Origin of the sequence: Knoellia flava TL1 (assembly GCF_000768675.1) — a bacterium.
In the GTDB taxonomy this organism is placed as follows: domain Bacteria; phylum Actinomycetota; class Actinomycetes; order Actinomycetales; family Dermatophilaceae; genus Knoellia; species Knoellia flava.
This window is the reverse complement of record NZ_AVPI01000023.1, coordinates 40,274-63,677: the sequence shown is the minus strand read 5'-3', so window position 1 is coordinate 63,677 and position 23,404 is coordinate 40,274. Positions and strand designations below refer to the sequence as shown.

The 23,404-nt window shown below is 72.3% G+C and carries 25 protein-coding genes; 19 read left to right on the top strand and 6 right to left on the bottom strand.

Annotation, left to right across the window (positions count from 1 at the left end):
* Positions 1–29: 29 nt before the first annotated feature.
* Together mca and N798_RS09455 are read left to right on the top strand one after the other, a co-directional pair.
* Positions 30–971 carry a mycothiol conjugate amidase Mca gene (mca, locus tag N798_RS09460; protein WP_035947995.1) on the top strand — a complete coding sequence of 314 codons (942 nt, stop codon included), beginning with the start codon at positions 30–32 and terminating at the stop codon, positions 969–971.
* Complete coding sequence (locus N798_RS09455; protein WP_035947993.1) at positions 968–1,300, top strand: hypothetical protein; 333 nt, start codon at positions 968–970, stop codon at positions 1,298–1,300. Before mca ends, N798_RS09455 begins: the two co-directional genes overlap by 4 nt.
* Here the strand turns inward: N798_RS09455 and trhA are convergent.
* On the bottom strand, positions 1,235–1,933 hold the full coding sequence (trhA, locus tag N798_RS09450; RefSeq protein ID WP_035947992.1) for a PAQR family membrane homeostasis protein TrhA: 699 nt from the start codon (positions 1,931–1,933) through the stop codon (positions 1,235–1,237). The two genes, N798_RS09455 and trhA, sit on opposite strands and share 66 nt — an antisense overlap.
* A gap of 90 nt (positions 1,934–2,023) precedes the next feature.
* Between trhA and N798_RS09445 the strand changes: the two genes are divergently transcribed.
* From N798_RS09445 to N798_RS09435, 3 genes are all read left to right on the top strand, one after another.
* Complete coding sequence (locus tag N798_RS09445) at positions 2,024–2,785, top strand: isoprenyl transferase (RefSeq protein WP_035947991.1); 762 nt, start codon at positions 2,024–2,026, stop codon at positions 2,783–2,785.
* 292 nt (positions 2,786–3,077) lie between these two features.
* Positions 3,078–4,502, top strand: coding sequence for a PhoH family protein (locus N798_RS09440; protein ID WP_371870452.1), 1,425 nt, complete (start codon positions 3,078–3,080; stop codon positions 4,500–4,502).
* Between the two features lie 261 nt (positions 4,503–4,763).
* Positions 4,764–5,519 (top strand): aggregation-promoting factor C-terminal-like domain-containing protein, encoded by a 756-nt coding sequence (locus tag N798_RS09435; RefSeq protein ID WP_229708563.1) that lies wholly within the window; start codon positions 4,764–4,766, stop codon positions 5,517–5,519.
* Positions 5,520–5,597: 78 nt separating this feature from the next.
* On the opposite strand, the gene coaA is transcribed toward N798_RS09435, so the two are convergent.
* Positions 5,598–6,590 carry a type I pantothenate kinase gene (coaA, locus tag N798_RS09430; RefSeq protein ID WP_052117113.1) on the bottom strand — a complete coding sequence of 331 codons (993 nt, stop codon included), beginning with the start codon at positions 6,588–6,590 and terminating at the stop codon, positions 5,598–5,600.
* A 55-nt stretch (positions 6,591–6,645) separates the two neighbouring features.
* Here coaA and glmS point away from each other — a divergent pair, with 55 nt between their 5' ends.
* From glmS to tsaD, 9 genes are all read left to right on the top strand, one after another.
* The gene (glmS, locus tag N798_RS09425) at positions 6,646–8,505 is read left to right on the top strand and encodes a glutamine--fructose-6-phosphate transaminase (isomerizing) (protein WP_035947988.1); all 1,860 of its coding nucleotides are present in this window, start codon (positions 6,646–6,648) and stop codon (positions 8,503–8,505) included.
* A gap of 30 nt (positions 8,506–8,535) precedes the next feature.
* Positions 8,536–8,886, top strand: coding sequence for a holo-ACP synthase (locus N798_RS09420; protein WP_035947987.1), 351 nt, complete (start codon positions 8,536–8,538; stop codon positions 8,884–8,886).
* 3 nt (positions 8,887–8,889) lie between these two features.
* Positions 8,890–10,380: a bifunctional ADP-dependent NAD(P)H-hydrate dehydratase/NAD(P)H-hydrate epimerase gene (locus tag N798_RS09415; RefSeq protein WP_035947986.1), complete on the top strand. Its 1,491-nt coding sequence runs from the start codon at positions 8,890–8,892 to the stop codon at positions 10,378–10,380.
* A 94-nt stretch (positions 10,381–10,474) separates the two neighbouring features.
* Positions 10,475–11,650, top strand: a complete 1,176-nt coding sequence (gene alr, locus N798_RS09410) for an alanine racemase (RefSeq protein ID WP_035947985.1) — start codon at positions 10,475–10,477, stop codon at positions 11,648–11,650.
* Positions 11,650–12,870 carry an alpha/beta fold hydrolase gene (locus N798_RS09405; RefSeq protein WP_035947984.1) on the top strand — a complete coding sequence of 407 codons (1,221 nt, stop codon included), beginning with the start codon at positions 11,650–11,652 and terminating at the stop codon, positions 12,868–12,870. The genes alr and N798_RS09405 overlap by 1 nt, the downstream gene beginning before the upstream one ends.
* Positions 12,867–13,322: a tRNA (adenosine(37)-N6)-threonylcarbamoyltransferase complex ATPase subunit type 1 TsaE gene (gene tsaE / locus N798_RS09400; RefSeq protein ID WP_035947983.1), complete on the top strand. Its 456-nt coding sequence runs from the start codon at positions 12,867–12,869 to the stop codon at positions 13,320–13,322. Before N798_RS09405 ends, tsaE begins: the two co-directional genes overlap by 4 nt.
* Positions 13,316–13,972 carry a tRNA (adenosine(37)-N6)-threonylcarbamoyltransferase complex dimerization subunit type 1 TsaB gene (gene tsaB, locus N798_RS18110; protein ID WP_035947982.1) on the top strand — a complete coding sequence of 219 codons (657 nt, stop codon included), beginning with the start codon at positions 13,316–13,318 and terminating at the stop codon, positions 13,970–13,972. Before tsaE ends, tsaB begins: the two co-directional genes overlap by 7 nt.
* Positions 13,973–14,019: 47 nt before the next feature.
* Positions 14,020–14,475 carry a ribosomal protein S18-alanine N-acetyltransferase gene (gene rimI / locus N798_RS18105; protein WP_035948023.1) on the top strand — a complete coding sequence of 152 codons (456 nt, stop codon included), beginning with the start codon at positions 14,020–14,022 and terminating at the stop codon, positions 14,473–14,475.
* A complete protein-coding gene (gene tsaD / locus N798_RS09385; protein WP_035947981.1) occupies positions 14,472–15,518 on the top strand; it encodes a tRNA (adenosine(37)-N6)-threonylcarbamoyltransferase complex transferase subunit TsaD in 1,047 nt (348 codons plus the stop codon). Before rimI ends, tsaD begins: the two co-directional genes overlap by 4 nt.
* A gap of 32 nt (positions 15,519–15,550) precedes the next feature.
* On the opposite strand, the gene N798_RS09380 is transcribed toward tsaD, so the two are convergent.
* Complete coding sequence (locus N798_RS09380) at positions 15,551–16,024, bottom strand: DUF6326 family protein (protein WP_035947980.1); 474 nt, start codon at positions 16,022–16,024, stop codon at positions 15,551–15,553.
* A 165-nt stretch (positions 16,025–16,189) separates the two neighbouring features.
* Here N798_RS09380 and N798_RS09375 point away from each other — a divergent pair, with 165 nt between their 5' ends.
* Positions 16,190–17,347: a sensor histidine kinase gene (locus N798_RS09375; protein WP_035947979.1), complete on the top strand. Its 1,158-nt coding sequence runs from the start codon at positions 16,190–16,192 to the stop codon at positions 17,345–17,347.
* Positions 17,344–18,003 carry a response regulator gene (locus N798_RS09370; protein ID WP_035947978.1) on the top strand — a complete coding sequence of 220 codons (660 nt, stop codon included), beginning with the start codon at positions 17,344–17,346 and terminating at the stop codon, positions 18,001–18,003. The genes N798_RS09375 and N798_RS09370 overlap by 4 nt, the downstream gene beginning before the upstream one ends.
* A 48-nt stretch (positions 18,004–18,051) precedes the next feature.
* Here the strand turns inward: N798_RS09370 and N798_RS09365 are convergent, their stop codons facing one another.
* Positions 18,052–18,249 (bottom strand): hypothetical protein, encoded by a 198-nt coding sequence (locus N798_RS09365; RefSeq protein WP_035947977.1) that lies wholly within the window; start codon positions 18,247–18,249, stop codon positions 18,052–18,054.
* A 158-nt stretch (positions 18,250–18,407) separates the two neighbouring features.
* On the opposite strand from N798_RS09365, the gene N798_RS09360 reads away from it, so the two are divergent.
* On the top strand, positions 18,408–18,860 hold the full coding sequence (locus N798_RS09360; protein WP_035947976.1) for a hypothetical protein: 453 nt from the start codon (positions 18,408–18,410) through the stop codon (positions 18,858–18,860).
* Positions 18,861–19,021: 161 nt separating this feature from the next.
* On the opposite strand, the gene N798_RS09355 is transcribed toward N798_RS09360, so the two are convergent.
* A complete protein-coding gene (locus N798_RS09355) occupies positions 19,022–20,290 on the bottom strand; it encodes a glycoside hydrolase family 3 N-terminal domain-containing protein (RefSeq protein ID WP_035947975.1) in 1,269 nt (422 codons plus the stop codon).
* 39 nt (positions 20,291–20,329) lie between these two features.
* Here N798_RS09355 and N798_RS09350 point away from each other — a divergent pair, with 39 nt between their 5' ends.
* Both N798_RS09350 and N798_RS09345 read left to right on the top strand, forming a co-directional pair.
* Entirely contained in the window at positions 20,330–21,304 is a 975-nt protein-coding gene (locus N798_RS09350; RefSeq protein ID WP_035947974.1) for a nucleoside hydrolase, read from the top strand.
* Positions 21,304–22,134, top strand: coding sequence for a ribokinase (locus N798_RS09345; protein ID WP_035947973.1), 831 nt, complete (start codon positions 21,304–21,306; stop codon positions 22,132–22,134). The genes N798_RS09350 and N798_RS09345 overlap by 1 nt, the downstream gene beginning before the upstream one ends.
* Positions 22,135–22,147: 13 nt before the next feature.
* Here N798_RS09345 and N798_RS09340 read toward each other — a convergent pair whose 3' ends face one another.
* On the bottom strand, positions 22,148–23,380 hold the full coding sequence (locus N798_RS09340; RefSeq protein WP_229708568.1) for a class I SAM-dependent methyltransferase: 1,233 nt from the start codon (positions 23,378–23,380) through the stop codon (positions 22,148–22,150).
* Positions 23,381–23,404: the final 24 nt, after the last annotated feature.

The window sequence follows — 23,404 nt, the reverse complement described above, 5'->3', positions numbered from 1 at the left end:
CGACCCCCCGACCCCGAAGGACCCTCGACGTGTCTGACCGCCTCCGTCTCATGTGCGTCCACGCGCACCCCGACGACGAGTCGAGCAAGGGCGCCGCGGTGATGGCGAAGTACGTCGACGAGGGCCACGAGGTGCTCGTCGTCTCGTGCACCGGCGGCGAGCGCGGCGACGTGCTCAACCCCAACCTCGCCGACGACCCGCACATCCTGCGCGACCTCGCCCAGGTCCGCCGTGACGAGATGGCCCGCGCCCGGGAGATCCTCGGCGTCCAGCACACCTGGCTCGGCTTCGTCGACTCCGGCCTGCCCGAGGGTGACCCGCTGCCGCCGCTGCCCGACGGCTGCTTCGCGCTCGAGCCGCTCGAGGTGACGACCGAGGCCCTGGTGCGCGAGATCCGCCGCTTCCGTCCGCACGTCATGACGACCTACGACGAGAACGGCGGCTACCCCCACCCGGACCACATCATGTGCCACGACGTCTCGATGGCGGCCTTCGAGGCGGCGGGCGACCCGACCGCATACCCAGGAGCCGGGCAGCCGTGGCAGCCGCTCAAGATCTACTACAACCAGACCTTCAGCCGTGGCCGCGTCGTCGCCTTCCACGAGGCGCTCACGGCGCTGGGCGAGGAGAGCCCGTATGCCGCGTGGCTGGAGAACTGGGACCCCGCCCGCGAGCGGACGATCACGACGCGGATCCGGGCCGAGAAGTGGTTCGACCGGCGCGACGCCGCCCTGCTCGCGCACGCGACCCAGATCGACCCCGACGGCACCTTCTTCAAGGTCTCGCGCGAGGAGCAGGCCCGGATCTGGCCGTGGGAGGACTACGAGGCGGGCCTGTCCTACGTGCCGATCGTCGAGGGCGAGGACGACCTCTTCGCCGGGCTGCCGACCGACGTCGCCGAGGCCGACGCCCTCGCGACGTCCGGCTCGCTCACCCTCGCCCACGACGGACGCAAGGAGCGCACCGCATGATCCTCGACCGACTGCTCGTCGCGGCTGCCATGCCGCTCTCCCCGTCCCCCTCGCCGTCGCCGAGCCCGACGGACGACCTCACGCCGAGCCAGCAGGCCGCGCCCGGGCTGTGGGCCTTCGTCGCGTTCCTCTTCCTCGTCATCTCGCTGTGGCTGCTCATGCGCAACATGAACGCGCGCCTGCGGCGGATGTCCTACAAGCAGAAGGCCGCCGAGCAGGAGGCTGCGGGCGGGGAGGCCCGGCAGTCGCCGCCGGTCGCGGAGTCAGGCCCGGTCGTAGAGGGCGATGGACGCGGCGATGTAGTGCGCGACGAACGCGAGGATCGTTAGCGCGTGGAAGATCTCGTGGAACCCGAACCAGCGCGGTGACGGGTTCGGCCGCTTGATGCCGTAGACGAGGGCGCCGAGGGTGTAGAGCACCCCGCCGGCGACGACGAAGGACACGACCGTCGTCCCGGCATGGCGCAGCAGCGGTCCGAGGAAGAAGACCGCGACGGAGCCGAGCGCGACGTAGACGGGGACGTAGAGCCAGCGCGGCGCGTGGATCCAGACGAGCCGGAAGACGACGCCGAGGAGGGCCCCGCTCCAGACGATGGCGAGCAGGGTGCGGGCCTGGTCGCTGGGCAGGAGCAGCGCGAACGGCGTGTAGCTGCCCGCGATGATGAGGAAGATGTTGGAGTGGTCGATCCGCTTGAGGGCCGTGCCCCAGCGCGGTGACCACGTGCCGCGGTGGTAGACCGCCGACATCGAGAAGAGGAAGACGGCCGTGACGGTGAAGACCGCTGCCGCGGCCCGGGCCTGCACGGTGTCGCCGAGGACGACGAGGACGAGACCGCCGATGAAGGCGATCGGCGCCATGGCGAGGTGCAGCCAGCCGCGGAGCTTGGGCTTGACGGCGTCGAGCACGGCATCGACGCGTTCTTCGAGGGCGTCGAACGTGCGGGGCTCGCGTGAGGTGCTCATGTGGGTACCAACGATACCTACGTTTGCGTAGGTTCCGGGCCGCAGTGACGTGCTCTGCGTCTCCTGTGCGCCCGGCGGTACGGTGACGGCATGGCGCTCAGTGATGTCCTCTACACGGCATACGAGCGTCGTCTGGCCAAGCACCTCGGCCCCGAGAGCGTGCCCCGGCACGTCGGAGTCATGCTCGACGGCAACCGTCGCTGGGCCAAGGCGCGCGGCGCCGGCACGAGCGAGGGGCACCAGGCCGGTGCCGACAACATCGCCAACCTCTTGGGCTGGTGCGAGGAGGTCGGTGTCGAGGTCGTCACGCTCTGGCTGCTCTCCACCGACAACCTCAACCGCTCGGAGTCCGAGCTGCGCCCGCTGCTCGGCATCATCGAGCAGGCCGTCGACGACCTCGCCGACGAGCGCCGGTGGCGCGTCCACGTCGTCGGCGCCCTGTCCCTGCTGCCCGACTCCACCCGCGAACGGCTCGAGGCTGCAGCCGCCCGCACCGCCGACGTCGACGGCATGCTCGTCAACGTCGCCGTCGGCTACGGCGGGCGCCGCGAGATCGCGGACGCCGTCCGCTCGCTCCTGCTCGAGCACGCCGACCTCGGCACGACGATCGAGGAGCTCGCCGAGATCCTCGACGTCGAGCACATCGCCGAGCACCTCTACACCAAGGGCCAGCCCGACCCCGACCTCGTCATCCGCACCTCGGGGGAGCAGCGGCTCGGCGGGTTCCTGCTGTGGCAGAGCGCGCACTCGGAGTTCTACTTCTGCGAGGCCTACTGGCCCGACTTCCGCAAGGTCGACTTCCTTCGCGCGCTGCGTGCGTTCGGGGAGCGCCACCGGCGCTTCGGCGCCTGACCTCTGGCACAGGAGCACCATCCGTCACACCCGTCACGCGACCGATGTGGTCCCCGGCGGGAAGCGCAGATGAACACCTCACGACACGCCGCAAGCATCCGTATGCCGGGCGCCGACCGGTCGTAGCGTCGCGACTGACGCACCACCTCGGTGCGTTCGGGAGGCCCAACGCATGGAGCACACCACGCTCCGGAGGAGGGACCGGTCCCGGCTCCCTGCTCGCAGCGGGCCGCCCGGGTTCCACACCTTCGAGCCAGCGCACCAGTAGACGTGCGCGCCTAGGAGCCCTGCCGTGGCCACGACCCCGCGTTCGACCGCCTCCGCCCCGACGACCACCGCCGGGAGCCCCCGGCAGCGCAAGCGCGCGACCACAGCCGCCACGGCCACCACTGCTCCTTCGGCGGCCTCGGTGGGGGAGCCCGGTCTGAGGACCTACGTCCTCGACACCTCGGTCCTCCTGTCCGACCCGCGGGCCCTCCTGCGCTTCAAGGAGCACGAGGTCGTGCTGCCCGTCGTCGTCGTCACCGAGCTCGAGGCCAAGCGGCACCACCCGGAGCTGGGCTACTTCGCCCGGACCGCGCTCCGCCTGCTCGACGACCTGCGCATCCAGGCCGGCCGGCTCGACGCACCCGTCCCGGTCGGCGAGGCCGGCGGCACCCTGCGGGTCGAGCTCAACCACACCGACCCGTCGTCGCTGCCGGCCGGCTTCCGCCTCGGCGACAACGACACCCGCATCCTCTCGGTCGCCAAGAACCTCGCCAACGAGGGCTGCGCGGTGACGATCGTCAGCAAGGACCTGCCGATGCGGGTCAAGGCGTCGGCCTGCGGCATGGAGGCCGAGGAGTACCGCGCCGAGCTCGCCGTCGACTCCGGCTGGACCGGCATGTCCGAGGTCGAGGTGACGACCGAGGAGATGGACCACCTCTACGAGTACGGCCGCCTCGAGCACCTCGGAGCTGCCGAGCTGCCGTGCCACACCGGCCTCAAGCTCCTGTCCCCGCGCGGCAGCGGCCTCGGTCGGGTCGGCGCCGACAAGCAGGTGCGCCTCGTCAAGGGCGACCGCGACGCCTTCGGCCTCCACGGCCGCAGCGCCGAGCAGCGGATCGCGCTCGACATCCTCCTCGACCCCGACATCGGCATCGTGAGCCTCGGCGGCCGTGCCGGCACCGGCAAGTCCGCGCTCGCGCTCTGCGCCGGCCTCGAGGCGGTCATGGAGCGGCGCCAGCAGCGCAAGGTCGTCGTCTTCCGCCCGCTCTACGCCGTCGGCGGCCAGGAGCTCGGCTACCTGCCCGGCTCCGAGCAGGAGAAGATGAACCCGTGGGGCCAGGCGGTCTTCGACACGCTCTCCGCCCTCGTCTCGCGCGAGGTCGTCGAGGAGGTCCTCGACCGCGGGATGCTCGAGGTCCTGCCGCTCACCCACATCCGGGGTCGCTCGCTCCATGACGCCTTCGTCATCGTCGACGAGGCGCAGTCGCTCGAGCGCAACGTCCTGCTCACCGTGCTCTCGCGCATCGGCCAGAACTCGAAGGTCGTCATGACCCACGACGTCGCGCAGCGCGACAACCTGCGCGTCGGCCGCCACGACGGTGTCGCCGCCGTCATCGAGAAGCTCAAGGGTCACCCGCTCTTCGCCCACGTCACCCTGACGCGCAGCGAGCGCAGCCCGATCGCGGCCCTCGTCACCGACCTCCTCGAGTCCGAGGACGGGCTCGCCTGAGCGTCCCGAACCACGCACGACCCGGTATGCCGTCCGCGCAAGGTGCGTGGACGGCATACCGGCGTCCGCGTGCCCGAGGTCGTGTGCGATCGTGACGGGAGTCACCGCGCGGTGTCCCGTTCGTGCCGCTCGGCGGTGAGCACGACGGGAGTCCCGTTTTGGTCCTTCGCGGGGTCATCGCGTACGTTGGTCTCGATTTGGTAACGCAGCCCGACTGCCTCGACAGCCGGGCTGCTTCGTGTGTGGAGAGGAAACCTTCGAATGAGCAGCCGGTACCGCGGTCGTCACCGCGGGCGCCACGCGCGTCCATCCGAAGCCCCCCTGACCGTCGCCCTCGGTGTCGCCCGGCGTCCCGCCGTCACGGCCGGCATGGCCCTGGCCCTGGTCGGGACCGGGGCCGTCGGCGTCAACGCCAGTGACGCCGTCGCCGAGTCCGACACCTTCTCGCTGAGCAGCTCGGCGGCGATGCAGGCGGCCCTCTCCGCCCGCGAGAGCTCGAGCGACAGTGCCCGCATCTCCCGTGACCGCGCCGGGGTCAACACCCAGCGCGCGGCCGTCAGCGCCAAGGCCGAGGCCGACGCGAAGGCCAAGGCCGCCGCCGACGCCGCCGCCGCCAAGGCGAAGGCCGACGCGCTCGCCAAGGCACGCGCCGCCGCCGCCGAGAAGGCCGCCCGCGACAAGGCCCGCGCCTCCGCGATCGCGAACGCCCAGCAGGACCCGCGCTCGGCCGCCCGTGCGCTCATGGCGGACCACGGCTGGGGCGACAGCCAGTGGCGCTGCCTCAACCTCCTTTGGGAGGGCGAGAGCTCGTGGGACTACACCGCCGAGAACTCGTCCTCGGGCGCCTACGGCATCCCGCAGAGCCTGCCCGCGAGCAAGATGGCGAAGTTCGGCGCGGACTACCGCACCAACCCGATCACCCAGATCAAGTGGGGCCTCTGGTACATCGACCAGTCGTACGGCTCGCCGTGCGCGGCATGGGACTTCTGGAACGCGCGCTACCCGCACTGGTACTGAGCGGGTCCACTCCCTGACGCACGAGGACGCCGGACCCCGAGGGGCCCGGCGTCCTTCGCGTTCGCCCGACGCGTGGCGTCAGAGCCGGCGGAGCCTGATGTGGGTCACCGCATGGTCGGCTCCCTTGGAGAGCACGAGCGTCGCCCGGTCGCGCGTGGGCTCGACGTTGCGGAGCAGGTTCGGCTCGTTGATCCGCTCCCAGATGCCCGACGCGGTCTCGCGCGCCTGCGAGTCGGTGAGGTCGGCATAGCGGTGGAAGTACGACTCGGGGTCGGCGAACGCGGTCTCGCGCAGCCGCAGGAAGCGCTCGACGTACCAGGTGCGCAGCTGCTCCACGGGGGCGTCGACGTAGACCGAGAAGTCGAAGTAGTCCGAGAGCACCTGCCGGGTGCGCTGGTCCGAGCGCACCGTCGCAGGCTGGAGGACGTTGAGGCCCTCGACGATGAGCACGTCGGGCTGGTCGACGACGATCTGCTCGCCCGGGACGATGTCGTAGGTGAGGTGCGAGTAGACGGGGGCCGGCACGGACGGCATACCGGATTTCACGTCGGCGACGAAGCGCAGGAGGGCGCGCCGGTCGTAGGACTCGGGGAAGCCCTTGCGCTGCAGGAGTCCTCGCGCCTCGAGCTCGGCGTTGGGGCGCAGGAAGCCGTCGGTCGTGATGAGGTCGACGCGCGGGGTCTGGGGCCAGCGGCGCAGGAGCTCTCGCAGGACGCGGGCGGTCGTGGACTTGCCCACGGCCACCGACCCGGCGATGCCGATGACGAAGGGCACCTTGGCCGGACGCTCGCCGAGGAAGTCGGTCGTCACGCGGTGCAGGCCGGCCGTCGCGTTGACGTAGAAGGAGAGCAGGCGTGAGAGCGGGAGGTAGACCTGCTCGACCTCGCGCAGGTCGACACGGTCGCCGAGACCGGTGACCCTGGCGACGTCGTCAGGGGTGAGGCTGAGCGGGTGGTTGTCGCGCCTCGCGGCCCAGTCCTCACGGGTGAAGTCGAGGTAGGGGGAGGGCAACGGTGCCGTGGATTCCGGCAGCGCGCCGGGCTCGGCGGGTGTGGCAGACACGCGGGCCATTGTTGCCCACGCCGACGGTTCGGGGGTGGGCGAGCGAGCCATTACGCTTGCGGCCATGTGTGGAATCGTCGGATATGTCGGCCCGGCCATGGACTCTCGTGCCGAGGGCGTCGTCATGGAGGGCCTCGCGCGGCTCGAGTACCGGGGCTACGACTCGGCCGGCATCGCCCTCGTCACCGAGGACGGCGTCGAGTCGCAGAAGCGGGCAGGCAAGCTCGAGAACCTGCGCGGCGCGCTCGAGGCACAGCCGCTCGCGACGTCGCGGACGGCGATCGGCCACACGCGCTGGGCGACCCACGGCGGCCCGACCGACGGCAACGCGCACCCGCACCGCGGTGGCGACGACGACAAGCTCGCCCTCATCCACAACGGCATCATCGAGAACTTCCACTCGCTCAAGAAGGAGCTCCTCGCGGAGGGCGTGACCTTCGAGAGCGAGACCGACACCGAGGTCGCGGCCAAGCTCGTCGGCCGCGCCTTCGACGAGACCGGTGACCTCACGGCCGCCATGCGTCAGGTCGTGAGCCGGCTCGAGGGTGCGTTCACCCTGCTCGCGGTCCACGCGGACCAGCCCGGAGTCGTCGTCGGTGCCCGCCGCAACAGCCCGCTCGTCGTCGGGCTCGGCGAGGGCGAGAACTTCCTCGGCTCGGACGTCGCCGCCTTCATCGGCTACACCCGCCAAGCGCTGGAGCTCGGCCAGGACCAGATCGTCACGATCACGCCCGACGGTCACGAGGTCATCAACTTCGACGGCACGCCGGCCGAGGGCAAGGCCTACGAGGTGACGTGGGACGCCGCGGCCGCCGAGAAGGGCGGCTACGCGACCTTCATGGAGAAGGAGATCTTCGACCAGCCGCACGCGGTCGGCGACACCCTGCTCGGGCGCACCGACGACAGCGGTCGACTCGTCCTCGACGAGCTGCGCATCAGCGAGGAGCAGCTCAAGAACGTCGACCGCATCACCGTCGTCGCCTGCGGCACCGCCGCCTACGCCGGCATGGTCGCGAAGTACGCCATCGAGCACTGGACCCGCATCCCCGTCGAGGTCTCGCTCGCCCACGAGTTCCGCTACAGCGACCCGATCGTCAACGAGCGCTCCCTCGTCGTGAGCATCAGCCAGTCCGGCGAGACGATGGACACCCTTATGGCCGTCAAGCACGCCCGTGAGCTCGGCGCCCTGACGATCTCGGTGTGCAACACGCACGGCTCGACGATCCCGCGCGAGTCCGACGCCGTCCTCTACACCCATGCCGGCCCCGAGATCGCCGTCGCCTCGACCAAGGCCTTCCTCGCCCAGATCACCGCGTGCTACGTGCTCGGCCTCTACCTCGCGCAACTGCGCGGCGGCACCTACGCCGACGACGCGCAGGCCGTGATGAAGGAGCTGCACGAGGTCCCGGCCAAGATCGAGGAGCTCCTCGGCACGATGGGGCGGGTCAAGGAGATCGCCCGCTTCATGGCCGACACCCGCTCGGTGCTCTTCCTCGGCCGCAACGTCGGCTTCCCCATCGCGATGGAGGGCGCGCTCAAGCTCAAGGAGCTCGCCTACATCCACGCCGAGGGCTTCGCCGCCGGCGAGCTCAAGCACGGCCCGATCGCGCTCATCGATGCCGGCCAGCCCGTCTTCATCGTCGTCCCCGGGCCCGACACCCCGCACGAGCTCCACAAGAAGGTCGTCTCCAACATCCAGGAGATCCGCGCCCGCGGCGCCCGCACCATCGTCATCGCGCAGGAGGGTGACGAGGACGTCGTGCCCTTCGCCGACGAGGTCATCCGCGTGCCCCAGACCTCGCCGCTGCTCCAGCCGCTGCTCACCGTCGTGCCGCTCCAGGTCTTCGCCCTGCACCTCTCGACCGCCAAGGGCCTCGACGTGGACCAGCCGAGGAACCTCGCCAAGAGCGTCACGGTCGAGTGATCGGGTGCCGGTGACGGGCGGGACGCAGCGATGATCGTCGGCACCGGGATCGACGTCGTCGACATCCCGCGCTTCGCCGAGACGCTCGAGCGCACGCCCGGCCTGCGCACCCGCCTCTTCACCGAGGCCGAGCGCGGCCTGCCGATGCGCTCGCTCGCCGCCCGCTTCGCCGCCAAGGAGGCCCTCGCCAAGGCGCTGGGCGCCCCGGTCGGACTGGCGTGGACCGACGTCACGGTCCAGCGTGGTGAGGACGGGCGCCCGCACATCGTCATGCAGGGCACCGTGCAGGCACGCGCTGACGAGCTCGGCGTCACCTCCATGCACGTCTCCCTCTCCCACGACGCCGGGATCGCCTCGGCCGTCGTCATCGCGGAAGGCTGAGCCGTGATCGAGGCGTGGAGCCCTCAGGACGTGTATGCCGCGGAGGCGGCCCTCGATGAGGAGCTCGCCTCGGGCGAGCTCATGGCCCGTGCGGTCGAGGGGCTCGTCGAGGTCGTCGCGGCGCGCATCTCGCAGCTCGACGCCGAGACCGTCATCGCCCTCGTCGGCCCCGGCAACAACGGCGCGGACGCCCTGTATGCCGTGGCGCACCTCGCCGAGGCCGGCGTCGCCTGCGCCGCCGCGCTCGACCGGGGGAGGGCCCACGAGGGGGCGCTCGAGGCCGCCCGCGCGGCGGGAGTCGTCCTCGTCTCGGGTGCCGAGGCCATCGAGGACATCGCCGAGGCCGACATCGTCCTCGACGGCGTCCTCGGGCTGGGCGGCCGTCCCGGACTTCCCGGTGAGGCGGCGGACTGGGTTCGCGCCATCCCCGACGACGCCCACGTCATCGCTGTCGACCTGCCCTCCGGACAGGCCGCCGACGGCAGTGCGTTCGACCCCGACGGTGTGCTCGCCGACGAGACCGTGACCTTCTCGGTCGCCAAGCCGGTCCACCTCCTGCCGCCCACCGAGCAGGCCTGCGGCACGCTCACCGTCGTCGACATCGGACTCACCTTCGAGACCGAGCCGGCCGTCGTCCGCCTCGGCCACGACGACGTCGCCGACCTCTGGCCGGTGCCCGGACCCGACGACGACAAGTACTCGCGCGGCGTCCTCGGCGTCGTCGCCGGGGGCGAGGACTACTCCGGCGCCGCCGTGCTCGCCGTCACCGCGGCGGTCGAGGCCGGGGCGGGGATGGTCCGCTACGTCGGCACCCCGACACCCGAGGGTCTCGTCCGCGCGGCGGTCCCCGAGGCCGTGCACGGCGAAGGCCGCGTGCAGGCATGGGTCGTCGGACCCGGGCTCGACGTCCGTGCGAGCCGTCGCGAGGCGGTCGCCCAGCTCGCGGTCGCCCGCCGCGCCCTCGCCGGTGAGGAGCCCGTGCTCGTCGACGCCGGCGGTCTCGACCTCGTCGACGACGAGGTCATCGAGGCCCGCCGTGAGCTGCCGACCCTGCTCACCCCGCACGCGGGCGAGCTGGCGCGGCTGCTCACGCGGTTGGGCTCGGGCCCGCGGGCGCGCTCGCGCACCGAGGTCGAGCGCAGCGCCGTCGAGGCCGAGCCCGTTCGCCACGCCCGTGCCCTCGCCGAGCGCACCGGCATGACCGTGCTCCTCAAGGGCTCGACGACGCTCGTCGTGCCCGCCGACCCGGGGTCGCCGGTGCGTTCGCAGGCCGACGCGCCGGCGTGGCTCGCCACCGCCGGTGCCGGTGACGTCCTCTCCGGGCTCGTCGGCACCCTCCTCGCCGCCGGGCTCGACCCGGCCGACGCCGGGGCCCTCGGCGCCCTCGTACACGGGGTCGCCGCCGACCGGGTGGGAGCGGGAGGCCCGGTGCGGGCGCTCGCGGTCGCACACGGCATACCGCATGCCGTGGCGCACCTTCTCGCCCGCCACTGACGGCCCGCGCAACCGCCTGTCGGCACGCGGAGATGGTTGAGGGAGTGACCACATCGGCCGACGCCGGGGGCGCCCACCTAGACTGGGACGTCCCATGACTTCGTCAGCCGCCCCCGTCTCCGCCGTGCCGCCCGAGGGCGTCTCGGCGTGGGTGACGGTCGACCTCGACGCGATCCGCGACAACGTGCGCGAGCTCGCTCGTCGGGCCGCCGGTGCCGAGGTCATGGCGGTGGTCAAGGCCGACGCCTACGGCCACGGGCTGGTGCACAGCGCTCGCGCCGCCGTCGCCGGTGGCGCCACGTGGCTCGGTGTCGCCCAGCTGACCGAAGCGCTTCAGCTGCGCGCCGCCGGGGTGACCACGCGGGCGCTCACGTGGCTCTATGCCCCCGGCGCCGACTTCGGCGCGGCGATCGACGCCGACCTCGACATCTCGGTCTCGGCGCCGTGGGCGCTCGACGCCGTCGTCGCCGCCGCGCGGGAGCGCGGTCGCGCGGCACGCATCCACGTCAAGGTCGACACCGGTCTCGGTCGCAACGGCGCCCTCGGGCAGGGCTGGACCGACCTCGTGGCGGCGCTCGGGTCGGTCGTGGCCGAGGGTGCCGTCGAGGTCGTGGGCGTCTGGTCCCACTTCGCCCTCGCCGACGCCCCGCAGCACCCGACGGTGCTCGCCCAGCGCGACCGCTTCGTCGAGGCGGCCGCTGAGCTGGAGCGGGCCGGCATACGACCGCAGCTGCGGCACCTCGCGAACTCCGCGGCGACGCTCACCAACCCCGACGCGCACTTCGACCTCGTGCGTCCCGGGCTCGCCGTCTACGGCCTGTCGCCGGTGCCCGACCTCGGCGCGCCCGCGGACTTCGGCCTGCGCGAGGCGATGCGGGTCACCGCGCGGCTCGCGCTCGTCAAGCAGGCACCCGCGGGCCAGGGCGTGAGCTACGGCCACGCCTACACGACGACCGAGGACACCGTGCTCGGCCTCGTCCCGCTCGGCTACGCCGACGGGATCCCGCGCCACGCCGGGTCGCTCGGTCCGGTGCAGGTCGACGGGCGCCGCCTCACCGTGGCCGGCCGCGTCTGCATGGACCAGTTCGTCCTCGACCTCGGACCCTCGTATGCCGGTGCCGCCGGTGACGAGGTCGTCATCCTCGGTCGTGGGGCCGACGGCGAGCCGACGGCGCAGGACTGGGCGGCTGCGATCGGCACCATCAACTACGAGATCGTCACGAGGATGAGCAGCCGGCTGCCCCGGGTGCTCGTCGGGGAAGGAGCCTGATGGCGGGCGTCGGCAAGGCGATCGGACTCGGAGCGGCGGCGGCTGCCGCCGCCGGGGCCGCAGCGGCGGGCGTCGCGGCGGACCGCGCTGCCGCGGAGCGTCGCAGGCTCAACGAGCTCGACCCCGCCGACGGGTTCGCCCACGTCGCCGACGAGGAGCTCAAGGTCATCGCGACCGACGGCCTCAACCTCCACGTCGAGATCGACACGCCCCGCGACCTCGACCCGGACCTGCCGACGATCGTCATGTCGCACGGCTTCTGCCTCAGCCTGCGCAGCTGGGTGCTCCAGCGCCGGGCCTTCGTCCAGGCGGGCTACCGCGTCGTGCTCTGGGACCAGCGCAGCCACGGCGAGTCCGAGGTCTCCGACCTCTCGAGCTGCACGATCGAGCAGCTCGCCCACGATCTGCGCGCGGTCATCGACGCGACCTGTCCCGAAGGACCGATCGCGCTCGTCGGGCACTCGATGGGCGGCATGACGACGATGGCGTTCGCCCGCCACAGCCCCGAGCTCGTCCGCGACAGGGTCATGGCGGTGGCGTTCATCTCGACCGCGGCCGGCGGCGAGGGCCTCACCGACCTCGGCATGGGCCCGCTCGTCGGCCGCGCCATCGGTCAGGTCGGTCCGCGGCTGCTCTCGCGGCTCGCACCCCACCAGCGCTGGCTCGCGCCGGTGCGCCGCTTCGGCCGCAACGTCGAGAGCTCGATCGTCGACCGGTTCTCCTACGACTCACCGGTGAGCGAGGGGCTCGTGCGCTTCACCGCCGACCTCATCCTCGCCACGCGGTTCGAGGTCATGGCCGCGTTCATCCCGGCGATCCAGGGCCACGACGAGCTCGACACGCTGACGACGCTCGTCGACAAGGAGGTGCTCGTCGTCAACGGCGAGGGCGACCTGCTCACCCCGCCGGCGCACAGCGAGAAGATCGTCGAGCGCCTCCCCGGCTCCGAGCACGTCGTCGTCCGCGACGCCGGGCACCTCATCATGCTCGAGCACCCCGAGATCATCACGGGGCAAGTCCTCTCGCTGCTGCACCGCGCCGAGGTCGACGCCGCGACCGCGGTTGCCGTCGCCGACAAGCCGCGGGTGCGCCGGACGATCATCGACATCGCCAAGGGCCGTCGGGTCCGCAAGGCGCGCGAGAGCCGTGAGGGTCGGGAGGGCCGTGAGAGTCGGGAGGGCCGCGAGACGGGCCGCACGCGCACGAGGGCGTCGTCGTGAGCCCCCGCGTCCTCGCCACCGCCGACGACACCCGCGAGTTCGGCCGCAGCCTCGCGCAGTCGCTGCGCGCCGGTGACCTCGTCATCCTCACGGGCGGTCTCGGCGCCGGCAAGACGACCCTCACCCAGGGCCTCGCCGAGGGGCTCGGCGTGCGCGGACCGATCACGTCGCCGACGTTCGTCATCGCCCGCGTCCACCCGTCGCTCGTCGACGGCCCGCCGCTCGTCCACGTCGACGCCTACCGGCTCGGTGGGTTCGCCGAGCTCGACGACCTCGACCTCGACGCCGACCTCGAGCAGAGCGTGACCATCGTCGAGTGGGGCCACGGCCTCGCCGAGGATCTCTCCGACGACCGGCTCGAGGTCGTCCTCGAGGCCGACCCCGAGACCGAGCGCCGCACCGTCGCCGTCTCCGGCCACGGCGAGCGCTGGAAGGATGGTGTCCCGTGCTGATCCTCGCCATCGACACCTCGACGTCCGCGATCACCGTCGCGATCCACGACGACGAGCGCGTGCGCGCCCAGGCCTCGCACCTCGACCCGCGTGCCCACACCGAGTGGGTCGCGCCGCTCGTCGAGACGTGCCTCACGTCGGCCGCGGTCACGGCATCAGACCTCACCGGCATCGTCGTCGGCAACGGCCCCGGCCCGTTCACCGGGCTGCGGGTCGGCATCGTCACCGGGCTCACCATGGGCCACGCCCTCGGCATCCCGGTCCACGGCATCTGCAGCCTCGACGTCCTCGCTGCGCAGTCGGCGCCACTCGTCGACGGCGAGCTCCTCGTCGCCTCCGACGCCCGGCGCAAGGAGGTCTACTGGGCCCGGTATGCCGTCCGGTCCGGTGCCGTGGAGACCCTCACCGCTCCGGCGGTGGACCGTCCCGCGGACCTGCCCGACGAGGTCCGCGCCCTGCCGACCGCGGGTCGCGGCCCCGGTCTCTTCCCAGAGCTCTTCGCCAACGCGCTGCCCGTGCTCGACGTCGACGCCACGGTGCTCGCGCGGCTGGCCGTGGAGCGGCTGCGCGACGGCGTGGACATGCCGGTCGAGCCGCTCTACCTGCGCCGGCCCGACGCGCTGACGACCGCCGAGCGGGCGAAGCGGTGACGGCCGTGTCGACGACGGGCGTTGCGGCGGAGACGGTTGGTGGCAGGGTGCGTCCGCTCGCGTGGACCGACATCCCCGACCTCGTCCGGCTCGAGGGCGAGGCCTTCCCCGACGACGCGTGGTCCGAGGCGTCGTGGTGGGGCGAGCTGGCCGGACGCCCGCGCCGCGACTACCTGGCCGTGGAGCGCGACGGCGAGATCACGGCATACGGAGGCATCGACCACGGCGGGCAGGTCGCTGACCTCATGACCATAGCCGTCGCACCCGGACACCGCGGGAGCGGTGTCGGGGGCGAGCTGCTCACCGACCTCGAGGAGCGGGCGGCGGCCGGTGGCGCGGAGGCCCTCATGCTCGAGGTGCGCGCCGACAACGAGGCCGCGCGTTCGCTCTATGACCGTCGCGGCTATGCCGTGCTCACCGTGCGCCGCGGCTACTACCAGCCCGGGAACGTCGACGCCCTCGTCATGCGAAAGATGCTGGGGGAGAGGGGAACTCAGTCATGAGCGCAGAGCAGCCACTGGTCCTCGGGATCGAGACGTCCTGCGACGAGACCGGTGTCGGCATCGTGCGGGGCGAGACCCTGCTCGTCGACGCGGTCGCGAGCAGCGTCGACGACCACGCCCGCTTCGGTGGCGTCGTGCCGGAGGTGGCGAGCCGGGCGCACCTCGAGGAGATGGTGCCGACGATCGAGCGGGCCTGCCGCGAGGCGGGGGTCACGCTGCGCGAGCTCGACGCCATCTCCGTGACGTCGGGACCGGGGCTCGCGGGCTCGCTCATGGTGGGCGTCGCCTCGGCGAAGGCCTTGGCCCTCTCGCTCGGCGTGCCGCTCTACGGCGTCAACCACCTCGCCTCCCACGTCGCCGTCGACATCGTCGAGCACGGCCCGCTGCCGGAGCCGACGATGGCGCTGCTCGTCTCGGGTGGCCACTCGTCGCTGCTGCTCGTGCCCGATGTCACGAGCGACATCCGCAGCCTCGGCTCGACGATCGACGACGCCGCCGGCGAGGCCTTCGACAAGGTGGCGCGCGTGCTCGGGCTGCCCTTCCCGGGTGGGCCGCACATCGACCGCGCCGCCCGCGACGGCGAGATCAGCATCGACTTCCCTCGCGGCCTCACGACCGGGCGTGACATGGAGCGCCACCGCTTCGACTTCTCCTTCTCGGGGCTCAAGACCGCGGTCTCCCGGTGGGTGCAGGCCAAGGAGGCTGCGGGGGAGGCCGTGCCGGTCGCCGACGTCGCCGCCTCGTTCCAGGAGGCCGTCGTCGACGTGCTCACCCGCAAGGCCGTCCTCGCGTGCAAGGAGCAGGGCGCCCAGCACCTCCAGATCGGTGGCGGTGTCGCGGCGAACTCCCGGTTGCGCGCGATGGCGCTGTCCCGCTGCGAGGACGCCGGCATCGAGCTGCGCGTGCCCCGGCCCGGCCTGTGCACCGACAACGGCGCCATGGTCGCCGCTCTCGGTGCACAGATGGTGCTCAAGGGCCGGGAGGCGTCGCGGCTCGACCTGCCGGCCGACTCGTCGATGCCGGTCACCCAGATCTCCGCCTGAGGTTTGCCGGAGCGGTGGCTCGGTGCTGCGGTTCAGCGGAAGGCGGGGACGGCCTGCCGGTCGGGGCTGGTCGGTGACTCTGCGCTGCGAGGCCAGGTCACGGCATACCTCACGATGAGGGCGAGGACGACGAGCTCGAGGACGACGCCGAAGCCGTAGTAGTAGAGGTAGAACCCGCCGGCGACGTTGAACACCGTGGCGGGGACATAGAGGGCGGCGACCACGAGGTTCGTGATGCGGTTGATCCGGGCGGGCAGCGCCATCGACAGGACGATCATGAAGATCGGGACCGATACGAGGGTCAGCGCGCTGATCGAGAAGGTTTGGGAGAGGTCGAACTCGAAGACCCTGCCGTCGAGGATCTCCTCGATCGTGCCGGGAGTGTAGAAGCCGAGGATGTCGACGTAGGCGTAGAGCAGCACGAAACTCGTCCAGGCGGCGGCGAGCTTGGCCTTCACCGGCATTGGCTGGTCGTCGAGGGCTGTGGTGGGGTGACGGGTGCTCATCGCGGGGCTCCTTGGGTCGTGGATGAGGATCGATGCCTCCACGGTCGCCGGGATCGGGTGGTCGGCGCCTCGGCCCGGAGGCTGGGGTTCGGCGGCCGATGGCACGGTTCGCCTCTCGTCCTTTCGGTGGAGACGTCGTCGCGGCGCGATCCCTAGGCTTGGGCCGTGGTCACCGTCCGCCGCTCCCTCTGGCCCGAGCGCTCCCTCTGGCAGGAGCCGCGGCCCGTCGGCGTGCCGCCCGTGGGCCGGCTCGACCGCACGCTCGTGGGGGTGTTCGCGGTGGCGGTGGTGGTCGAGGGCATGGTGCGACCGGACCTGACCTGGCGGCTGCTCGTGGCGGTGCTCGCCCTGGCGCTGGCGCCCGCCCTTCTCTGGCGGCGGGACCGCCCTCTCGTGGCCGCGCTGCTCGGCTTTGGCGTCGTGCTGGTGCTGTCGGTTCTCCAGCTGGTCACCGGGACTCGCGACGCCGGGCTGTTCTGCATGATGGCGGTGCTCGTCCTGCTGTATTCGCTGGTGCGGTGGGGGTCGGGGCGAGAGATGCTCGTCGGGTTGGCGTTCGTGACGGTCGTCGTCGCGCTGGGGATGCTTGTCGGTGCGGCGGGTGTGGCCGACGTCTTCGGCGGGATCGTGTTGCTCCTGCTCGTCGTCGCCCTCGCGGCGGTGTTCCGCTACCGCGCGGACCTCGTGCGTCGTCAACTGTCCGAGATACGTAACGAGGAGCGGGTGGCGCTGGCGCGGGAGCTGCACGACACCGTGGCCCACCACGTCTCGGCGATCGCGGTGCAGGCGCAGGCCGGTGGGGTCGTCGCGAGTGCGCAGCCCGAGAAGGCCGTCGAGGTGCTCGCCGCGATCGAGTCGGAGGCGTCACGCACGCTGGCGGAGATGAGGGCGATGGTGCGGGTGCTGCGCGAGGAGGACGCCGTCGACTACGCACCGCAGCCGGGGGTGGCGGACCTGCCTGCGCTGGCGCGGGCCGACGTTGTGCCAACCGTCGTGGTCTCGCTCGAGGGGTCGTTGTCCCGACTGTCGCGACCCGTGGACGCAGCGCTCTACCGGCTCGCGCAGGAGTCGCTCACCAACGCGGTGCGTCACGCGCGTGGCGCGTCCCTCATCGCGATCGACGTATGCCGTGAAGGCGACGTCGTGAGGCTGCGCGTCACCGACGACGGCCGGACCGAGGTGCACGCTGCGATCGAGCCAGGGTTCGGCCTGCTGGGCATGGCCGAGCGCGCGCAGCTCCTCGGTGGGTCGTTTTCGGCAGGGCCGGGGCCGCAGGGCGGCTGGGTGGTCGAGGCCGTGCTGCCGGTGGAGGCGGGCGCATGAGCGTCCGTGTCGTCGTGGCCGACGACCAGGACCTCGTCCGGACCGGGCTGGTCATGATCCTCGGCGCGCAGCCCGGCATCGAGGTCGTCGGGGAGGCAGCGAACGGACTGGCGGCTGTGGAGGTGGCGCAACGGCTGCGTCCCGACGTCCTCCTCGTCGACATCCGGATGCCCGGGCTCGACGGTGTCGAGGTGACGCGCCGGCTCGCGGGGCCAGACGCGGCGGACCCGATGGCGGTCGTCGTCATCACGACCTTCGACCTCGATGAGTACGTGCTCGGTGCGCTGCGGGCCGGGGCGCGCGGCTTCCTGCTCAAGGACGCCGGGCCGGAGCTGCTCGTGCAGGCCATCCACGCGGCCGCGAACGGGGACGCGTTGATCGCACCCAACGTCACGCGCCGGCTGCTCGCGACGTTCGCCGACAGTGCGCCGGTTGCGCCCGTGCAGCCCATCGAGCCGATTACCGACCGCGAGGAGGAGGTGCTCGCGTTGGTGGCGCGCGGGCGGACCAACGCCGAGATCGCCGCGGAGCTCTATGTCGGGCTGAGCACGGTCAAGACCCACGTCGCTTCGCTCATGACCAAGCTCGGCGCCCGCAACCGCGTCGAGATCGCGATGTGGGCCCATGACACCCGACGCGTGAAGGCCGACCAGTAGCAGGGGGCAACACAGGTCGAGACGGACAGCTCCGGGCGCGAGGGGCGCTCAAGCCTGACGCGTGGGTTGCGAGCAGGTCTCCAGCAGTGTCTCCGGCGCGGCGTAGTTGAAGGGACCCAGGGCGACGATGGCGGCGGTGTCCGCGACCGAGCTGCAGTTCCCGTCCTCGAAGTCGCCGCGTTGGAACGCTGCGACAGCTCCCACGAGGAGCCACAGGACGACCAGCGTCGCCATCACCGTCTTCATCCGCTCTTGCCCTCCGTGCCGCCCGTCGACCTCATCGTCTCTGAGACGTCGAGTTGGTGGCCGTGGTTCCACCCGACCGACGTCTTGACCAATGGTCGCCGGTAGTGCGGACACGAGCCGGTCGGCGTGGTGGGCTTCCCGGCTGCGATGATCGGCCGATGCGCCCGGAGAGCGAGCCCGAAGACCCGGCGGCGGTCCGTCGCCGCGAGGCTCGGGAGAACGCCGAGTACCACGCCGCGGCTGCGGCGCGGGTCGCGGAGGCCGAGGCCCGCAGGGCAGCGGAGATGGTGTCCGCGTTCGCCGGGCAGATGCGGTCGGCGGGTGTCGAACCGACCCGTCTGCGGGCGCGTCCCTACAGCGGGAGCGGGAGCCTGCGCACCGACGTCGTCGGCTGGTACGTGCGCCGGGACCGCAGTGCGGCGGTCGGCACGGACGGCCGCTGGTACGTCCTCGTCGTGCCGCCCAGCCTGCGCGGACGGTTGACCGGCGTCCACCTCGAGCCCACCGACGCCCCGCTCCAAGTCGGAGCCGGCGGCCGGGACGGTGACTCGATCGCTCTCGACATCCTGCTCCAGCTGCGCCTGGACGCCGGTCACGACTTCCCTTCGTGACGAGGAGACCCGAGGGGAGGTGCGTCGCTCTGGGCTGGACTGAGTAGCTTTTCGACTAGCGACCACAACGCGGCTACATGAGCGGATTCTTTGGTGCGGGCCCTCCAGCAGCAAATGACGACGAATGACAGACGCCGCGACGTGGCACGTCCGCAGCGGCGTCAGCTGCAGCGCACGAGACCCATGCGCTCCTTGAGGGCGACGACCCGCAGCACAGACGTCTCGAGCAGCGTCGCGAACTCCTCGTCCGCCCGTGCCTTCGACGACAGGGCCTCGATCATGCCCGGCACCGACTCGGGGTCGCCCGTGAGCAGGATGTCGCCGCCGGCCTCGATGTAGCGAGTGGCCCTCTCCGCAGCCGGGATCGAGCGCACCGCCTTGGCGTTGATGTCGTCGGTGATGACGACGCCCTCGTAGCCGAGTCGCCCCCGCAACAGATCGGTGATGATCGGCCTGCTGAACATCGCCTGCGTCTTCGTCGCGTCGAGCCCGGGGTAGCGCGCCGACGACACCATGACGAGCCCGGCGCCCGCCTTGACCCCTGCCGTGAAGGGCGCGAGGAACGGATCGCTCGGCGTCGCAACGGAATCCGTGATGCCGGTCGTGTTGAAGTCGGTGTTGTTCTCGACGCGACCCAGCCCCGGGAAGTGCTTGACCGTGCCCATGACGCCACCCTCGATCATGCCCTTGAGGAACGCCGTCGACGCCTTCGTCACCGTCGCCGGCTCCGAGCCGTACTGCCGCGCGTACTTGCCGATCGGCTCGTTGGCCCGACCGATGTCCGCAGGCACGGTGTCGGTCACCGGGGCGAGGTTGACGTTGATGCCGACCGCCTTGAGCTCACCGGCCCAGCCCTTCGCGGCGGCGGTGAGCTCGCTCGACGACATCTGCGCCTGCACCTTGGCCGACGGCACCTTCGTGAAGCCCTCACCCCGGAGCTGGCGGACCTCGCCACCCTCCTGGTCCGCAGCGAGAAGCAGCGGTATGCCGCCCGTGGCAGTCTCCGTGGCCTGGTCCTGAAGGTGCCCGCTCGTCTCCTTGACCCGGGCGGCGCCGTCCCAGCCGCCGAGGTAGATGACGTTGCCGACGTGCTGCTCCGCGATGAGGTCGTCGAGCGCCGTGCGCGGCGCCGCGGTGTCGAAGGCCACCATGAGGAGCTGCCCGATGGCCTGCTCCTCGCTGAGGGAGTCCGCCTTCTGCCGCACGCACGCGCTCACGTCGAGTGGCTCGCCGCTCTCCGACGAGGAGGGCGTCGCACTCGAGGACGGCGTGGCCGACCCGGCCGTGGACGACTCGGACCTACCCGTCGGTGAGGCGCTCTCGGACGGCGTCGAGCCGCTTCCGCAGGCCGCCGTGAGTGCGCCCACGAGGGCGAGGGCGGCGGCAGCAGTGAGCCGGCGGCGGGGCAGGGCGGTGGAGCGAGAGGTCACGCCCCGACGCTAACTGACACACGGCATACCCTCTGAATCATGTCCCTGCCCGTGCTCCTCGACGTCGACACCGGTGTCGACGACGCCTGCGCCCTCCTGCTCGCCGCCCTGCACCCCGGGATCGACCTGCGGGCCGTCACCTGCGTGGGTGGCAACGCACCCCTGCCCGACGTCGTGCGCAACACCCTCACCGTGCTCGAGGTGTGCGGGCGCGCGGACGTGCCGGTCGGCGCTGGCGCCTCGCACCCGCTGCTGGAGCGGCCCGTCGACGCCCGCCACGTGCACGGCGACGACGGCATGGCCGACCTCGGCTGGGCGCCCCCGACGAGCAAGCCCGACCAGAGGCACGCCGTCGACCTCCTGCGGCAGACCGTCGACGAGGCCCACGCCCACGGCACCCCGCTGACCGTCGTCCCGCTCGCACCGATGACGAACATCGCCCTGCTCGCCCGCATGTATCCCGAGTCGTTCGCCCGCATCGGACGGATCGTCTTCATGGGCGGAGGCGCGATGGTGAGCAACGCCACGGCGGCGGCCGAGTTCAACGTCTTCCACGACCCGGAGGCCACCGCCGTCGTCCTCGACGCGAGCGCCGACCACGGGGTGCCGGTGACGATGTATGGCCTCGACGTCTTCTACGAGCCCCGCATCACCCTGTCGCAGTGCGACGAGCTCGCTGCCCTCGACGAGCGCGGCCCGGCAGCACTCGCGGCAGGCCTCATGCGCTTCATGAGCCACCGCTTCGAGAGCGACAGCGCGACGATCGGCGACGCCGGCGCGGTCGCGATCCTCCTCGACCCCGACGCCGTGCAGACCCAGCGGCTCCCGGTGCGGGTCGAGCTCTCGGGCACGTGGACGCGGGGCCGGACGATCGTCGACACCCGCGACTGGTCCGGCGACATGGACCACGACCCGCACGGCCTCGCCGAGGCACAGGTCGACGTCGCGCTCGAGATCGACGGCCCGCGCGTCGCCGCGCTGTGGCTCGACACCGTGACGAAGGCGGCAGGCTGATGGGCCGCGTCATGGTGCTCGGCTCGCTCAACGTCGACCTCGTCACCCGCGTCGAACGGCACCCGCGGCCGGGGGAGACCCTGCTCGGCGAGGGGCTCGAGCAGCTCGCCGGCGGCAAGGGCGCCAACCAGGCCATCGCCGCGGCGCGCGCCGGCGCACAGGTCGCCATGGTCGGGTGCGTCGGCGACGACGCCGGTGGCTCGGCCTACGTCGAGCGGCTCCGCGGCCACGGCGTCGACGTCTCGCGCGTCCGTGTCGTCGAGGGCGAGGCGAGCGGCCACGCACTCATCGCCGTCGACGACGGCGGCGAGAACACGATCATCGTCGTCCCCGGCGCCAACGCCCGCCTCGACGACACCGAGGTCGACGCCGTCGACGACCTCGGCCCCGGCGACGTCCTCCTCGTCCAGCTCGAGGTGCCGCTGCCGGTCGTCTGCTCGGCCGTCCGCCGCGCGTCGCACCGTGGTGCCCGGGTCGTCGTCAACACCGCCCCGTATGCCGCCCTCCCGGACGACGTCGTTGCCCTCGCCGACCCGGTGGTCGCCAACGAGCACGAGATGGTCGCGCTCGCGGAGTCGGGTGCCGTGGCGAGCTCGCTGCTCGTCACCTTCGGCGCCAACGGAGCCTCGTGGGACGGCGAGACCGCCCCGGCGCACGCCGTCCACCCCGAGGACGTCGTGGACACCACCGGCGCCGGTGACGCGTTCTGCGGCGCGCTCGCAGCGGCCCTCGCGGCCGGTGCCGACCGGTCGACGGCGCTCGACCGGGCGCTCGCCGCCGGTGCGGCCGCCGTGCGTCACGCCGGAGCGCAGCCCGACCCGCACCTCTGACCCCTCGACGGCCTCAGGCGGGGGAGACGACCAGCGCGACGGGCGACCCGCCGACGCGGGTGAGCACGACCGTCGCCTGCTCACCGTCGCCCGCCTTGGCGCCGATCCTGAGGTCACGCCTCAGCTGCTCGTCGTCGAGCCGGACGCCGCGCTTCTTGATCGTCAGGCCGGTGACGCCGTTCGTGCGAAGCCAGGAGCGCAGGGTCTTGACGGTGAACGGCATCGCCTCGTGGACGGCATACCGGCGGGTGTAGGGGAGCGAGACGTCGCGGGAGGCGAGGACGTAGCCGGTGCCCTCGTCGGACTCCATGCCGCCGGTCGCGCGGGTGACGGCGCCGACGAGCCCGGCCCGGATGACCGCCTTGTCGACGTCGTGCAGCCACGGGCCGACGTCGTCGAGCGAGCCGGCGAGCCGCGGCACGGGCTCGGCCATCGACTCGTCGACGACGACGGGGGCGGTGTCCGGTCCCATGACGCGTGCGGTGCGGCCGCGGCGCATGACGAGCGGACCCCACCAGAGGGCGCACTCGACGACGTCGCCGGCCCACGAGGTCCACTGCGCCTCGGTCCCGGCGGGGATCGCGGCGTGGTCGAAGCCGGGACTGAGCTTGACCCCGGTCGCGGGCACGGCGGCGGCGACCTCCTGGACGAAGGCCCACGACGGCGAAATGTCGTCGAGGCGGAAGGTGCGGCGGGTGCGGCCGTTGACGTCGGCGACGCCACGGGTCCGGCGGGCGGGGTCGAGCCACGCGCCCACGCGGTTGCGTCCCGGGTCGACACCGAAGCGCACGTCCTCCGCGCGCCCGAGGCGGGCGCGGGAGTCCGGCCACGGGCGCAGGTTGGCGTCGGCGACGGCGGCGGTCACGGGGTCCGAGTCGACGCCGCGGACGGTGACGCCGAGCGAGGAGAGGGTCACGGAGTCGGCGCCGATGCCGCAGCCGAGGTCGTGGACGGTGGCGAGGCTGGCCCGGCTGAAGCGGTGGGCGTGCGCGACGGCCACCTCGAGTCGGGTGGCCTGCTCGAGGCCGTCGGGGGTGAAGAGCATGTCGGCGGCGAACTCACCGAACTTCGCGGTCGCGCGGGCGCGGAGGCGCTGCTGGGTGAGGGCGGCGGCGGCGAGCTCGGGCGCGTGCCCGGCGCTGCGCAGCCGGTTCTGCAGGGTGAGAACGGACGAGTCGTCGTAGGGAGGGAGGGACCTCAGCAGCTCCTGCCCCTCGGGGGCTGCCAGTGCCCTCACCACGCTCACGTCCACTGGCCAACCTTCTCATTT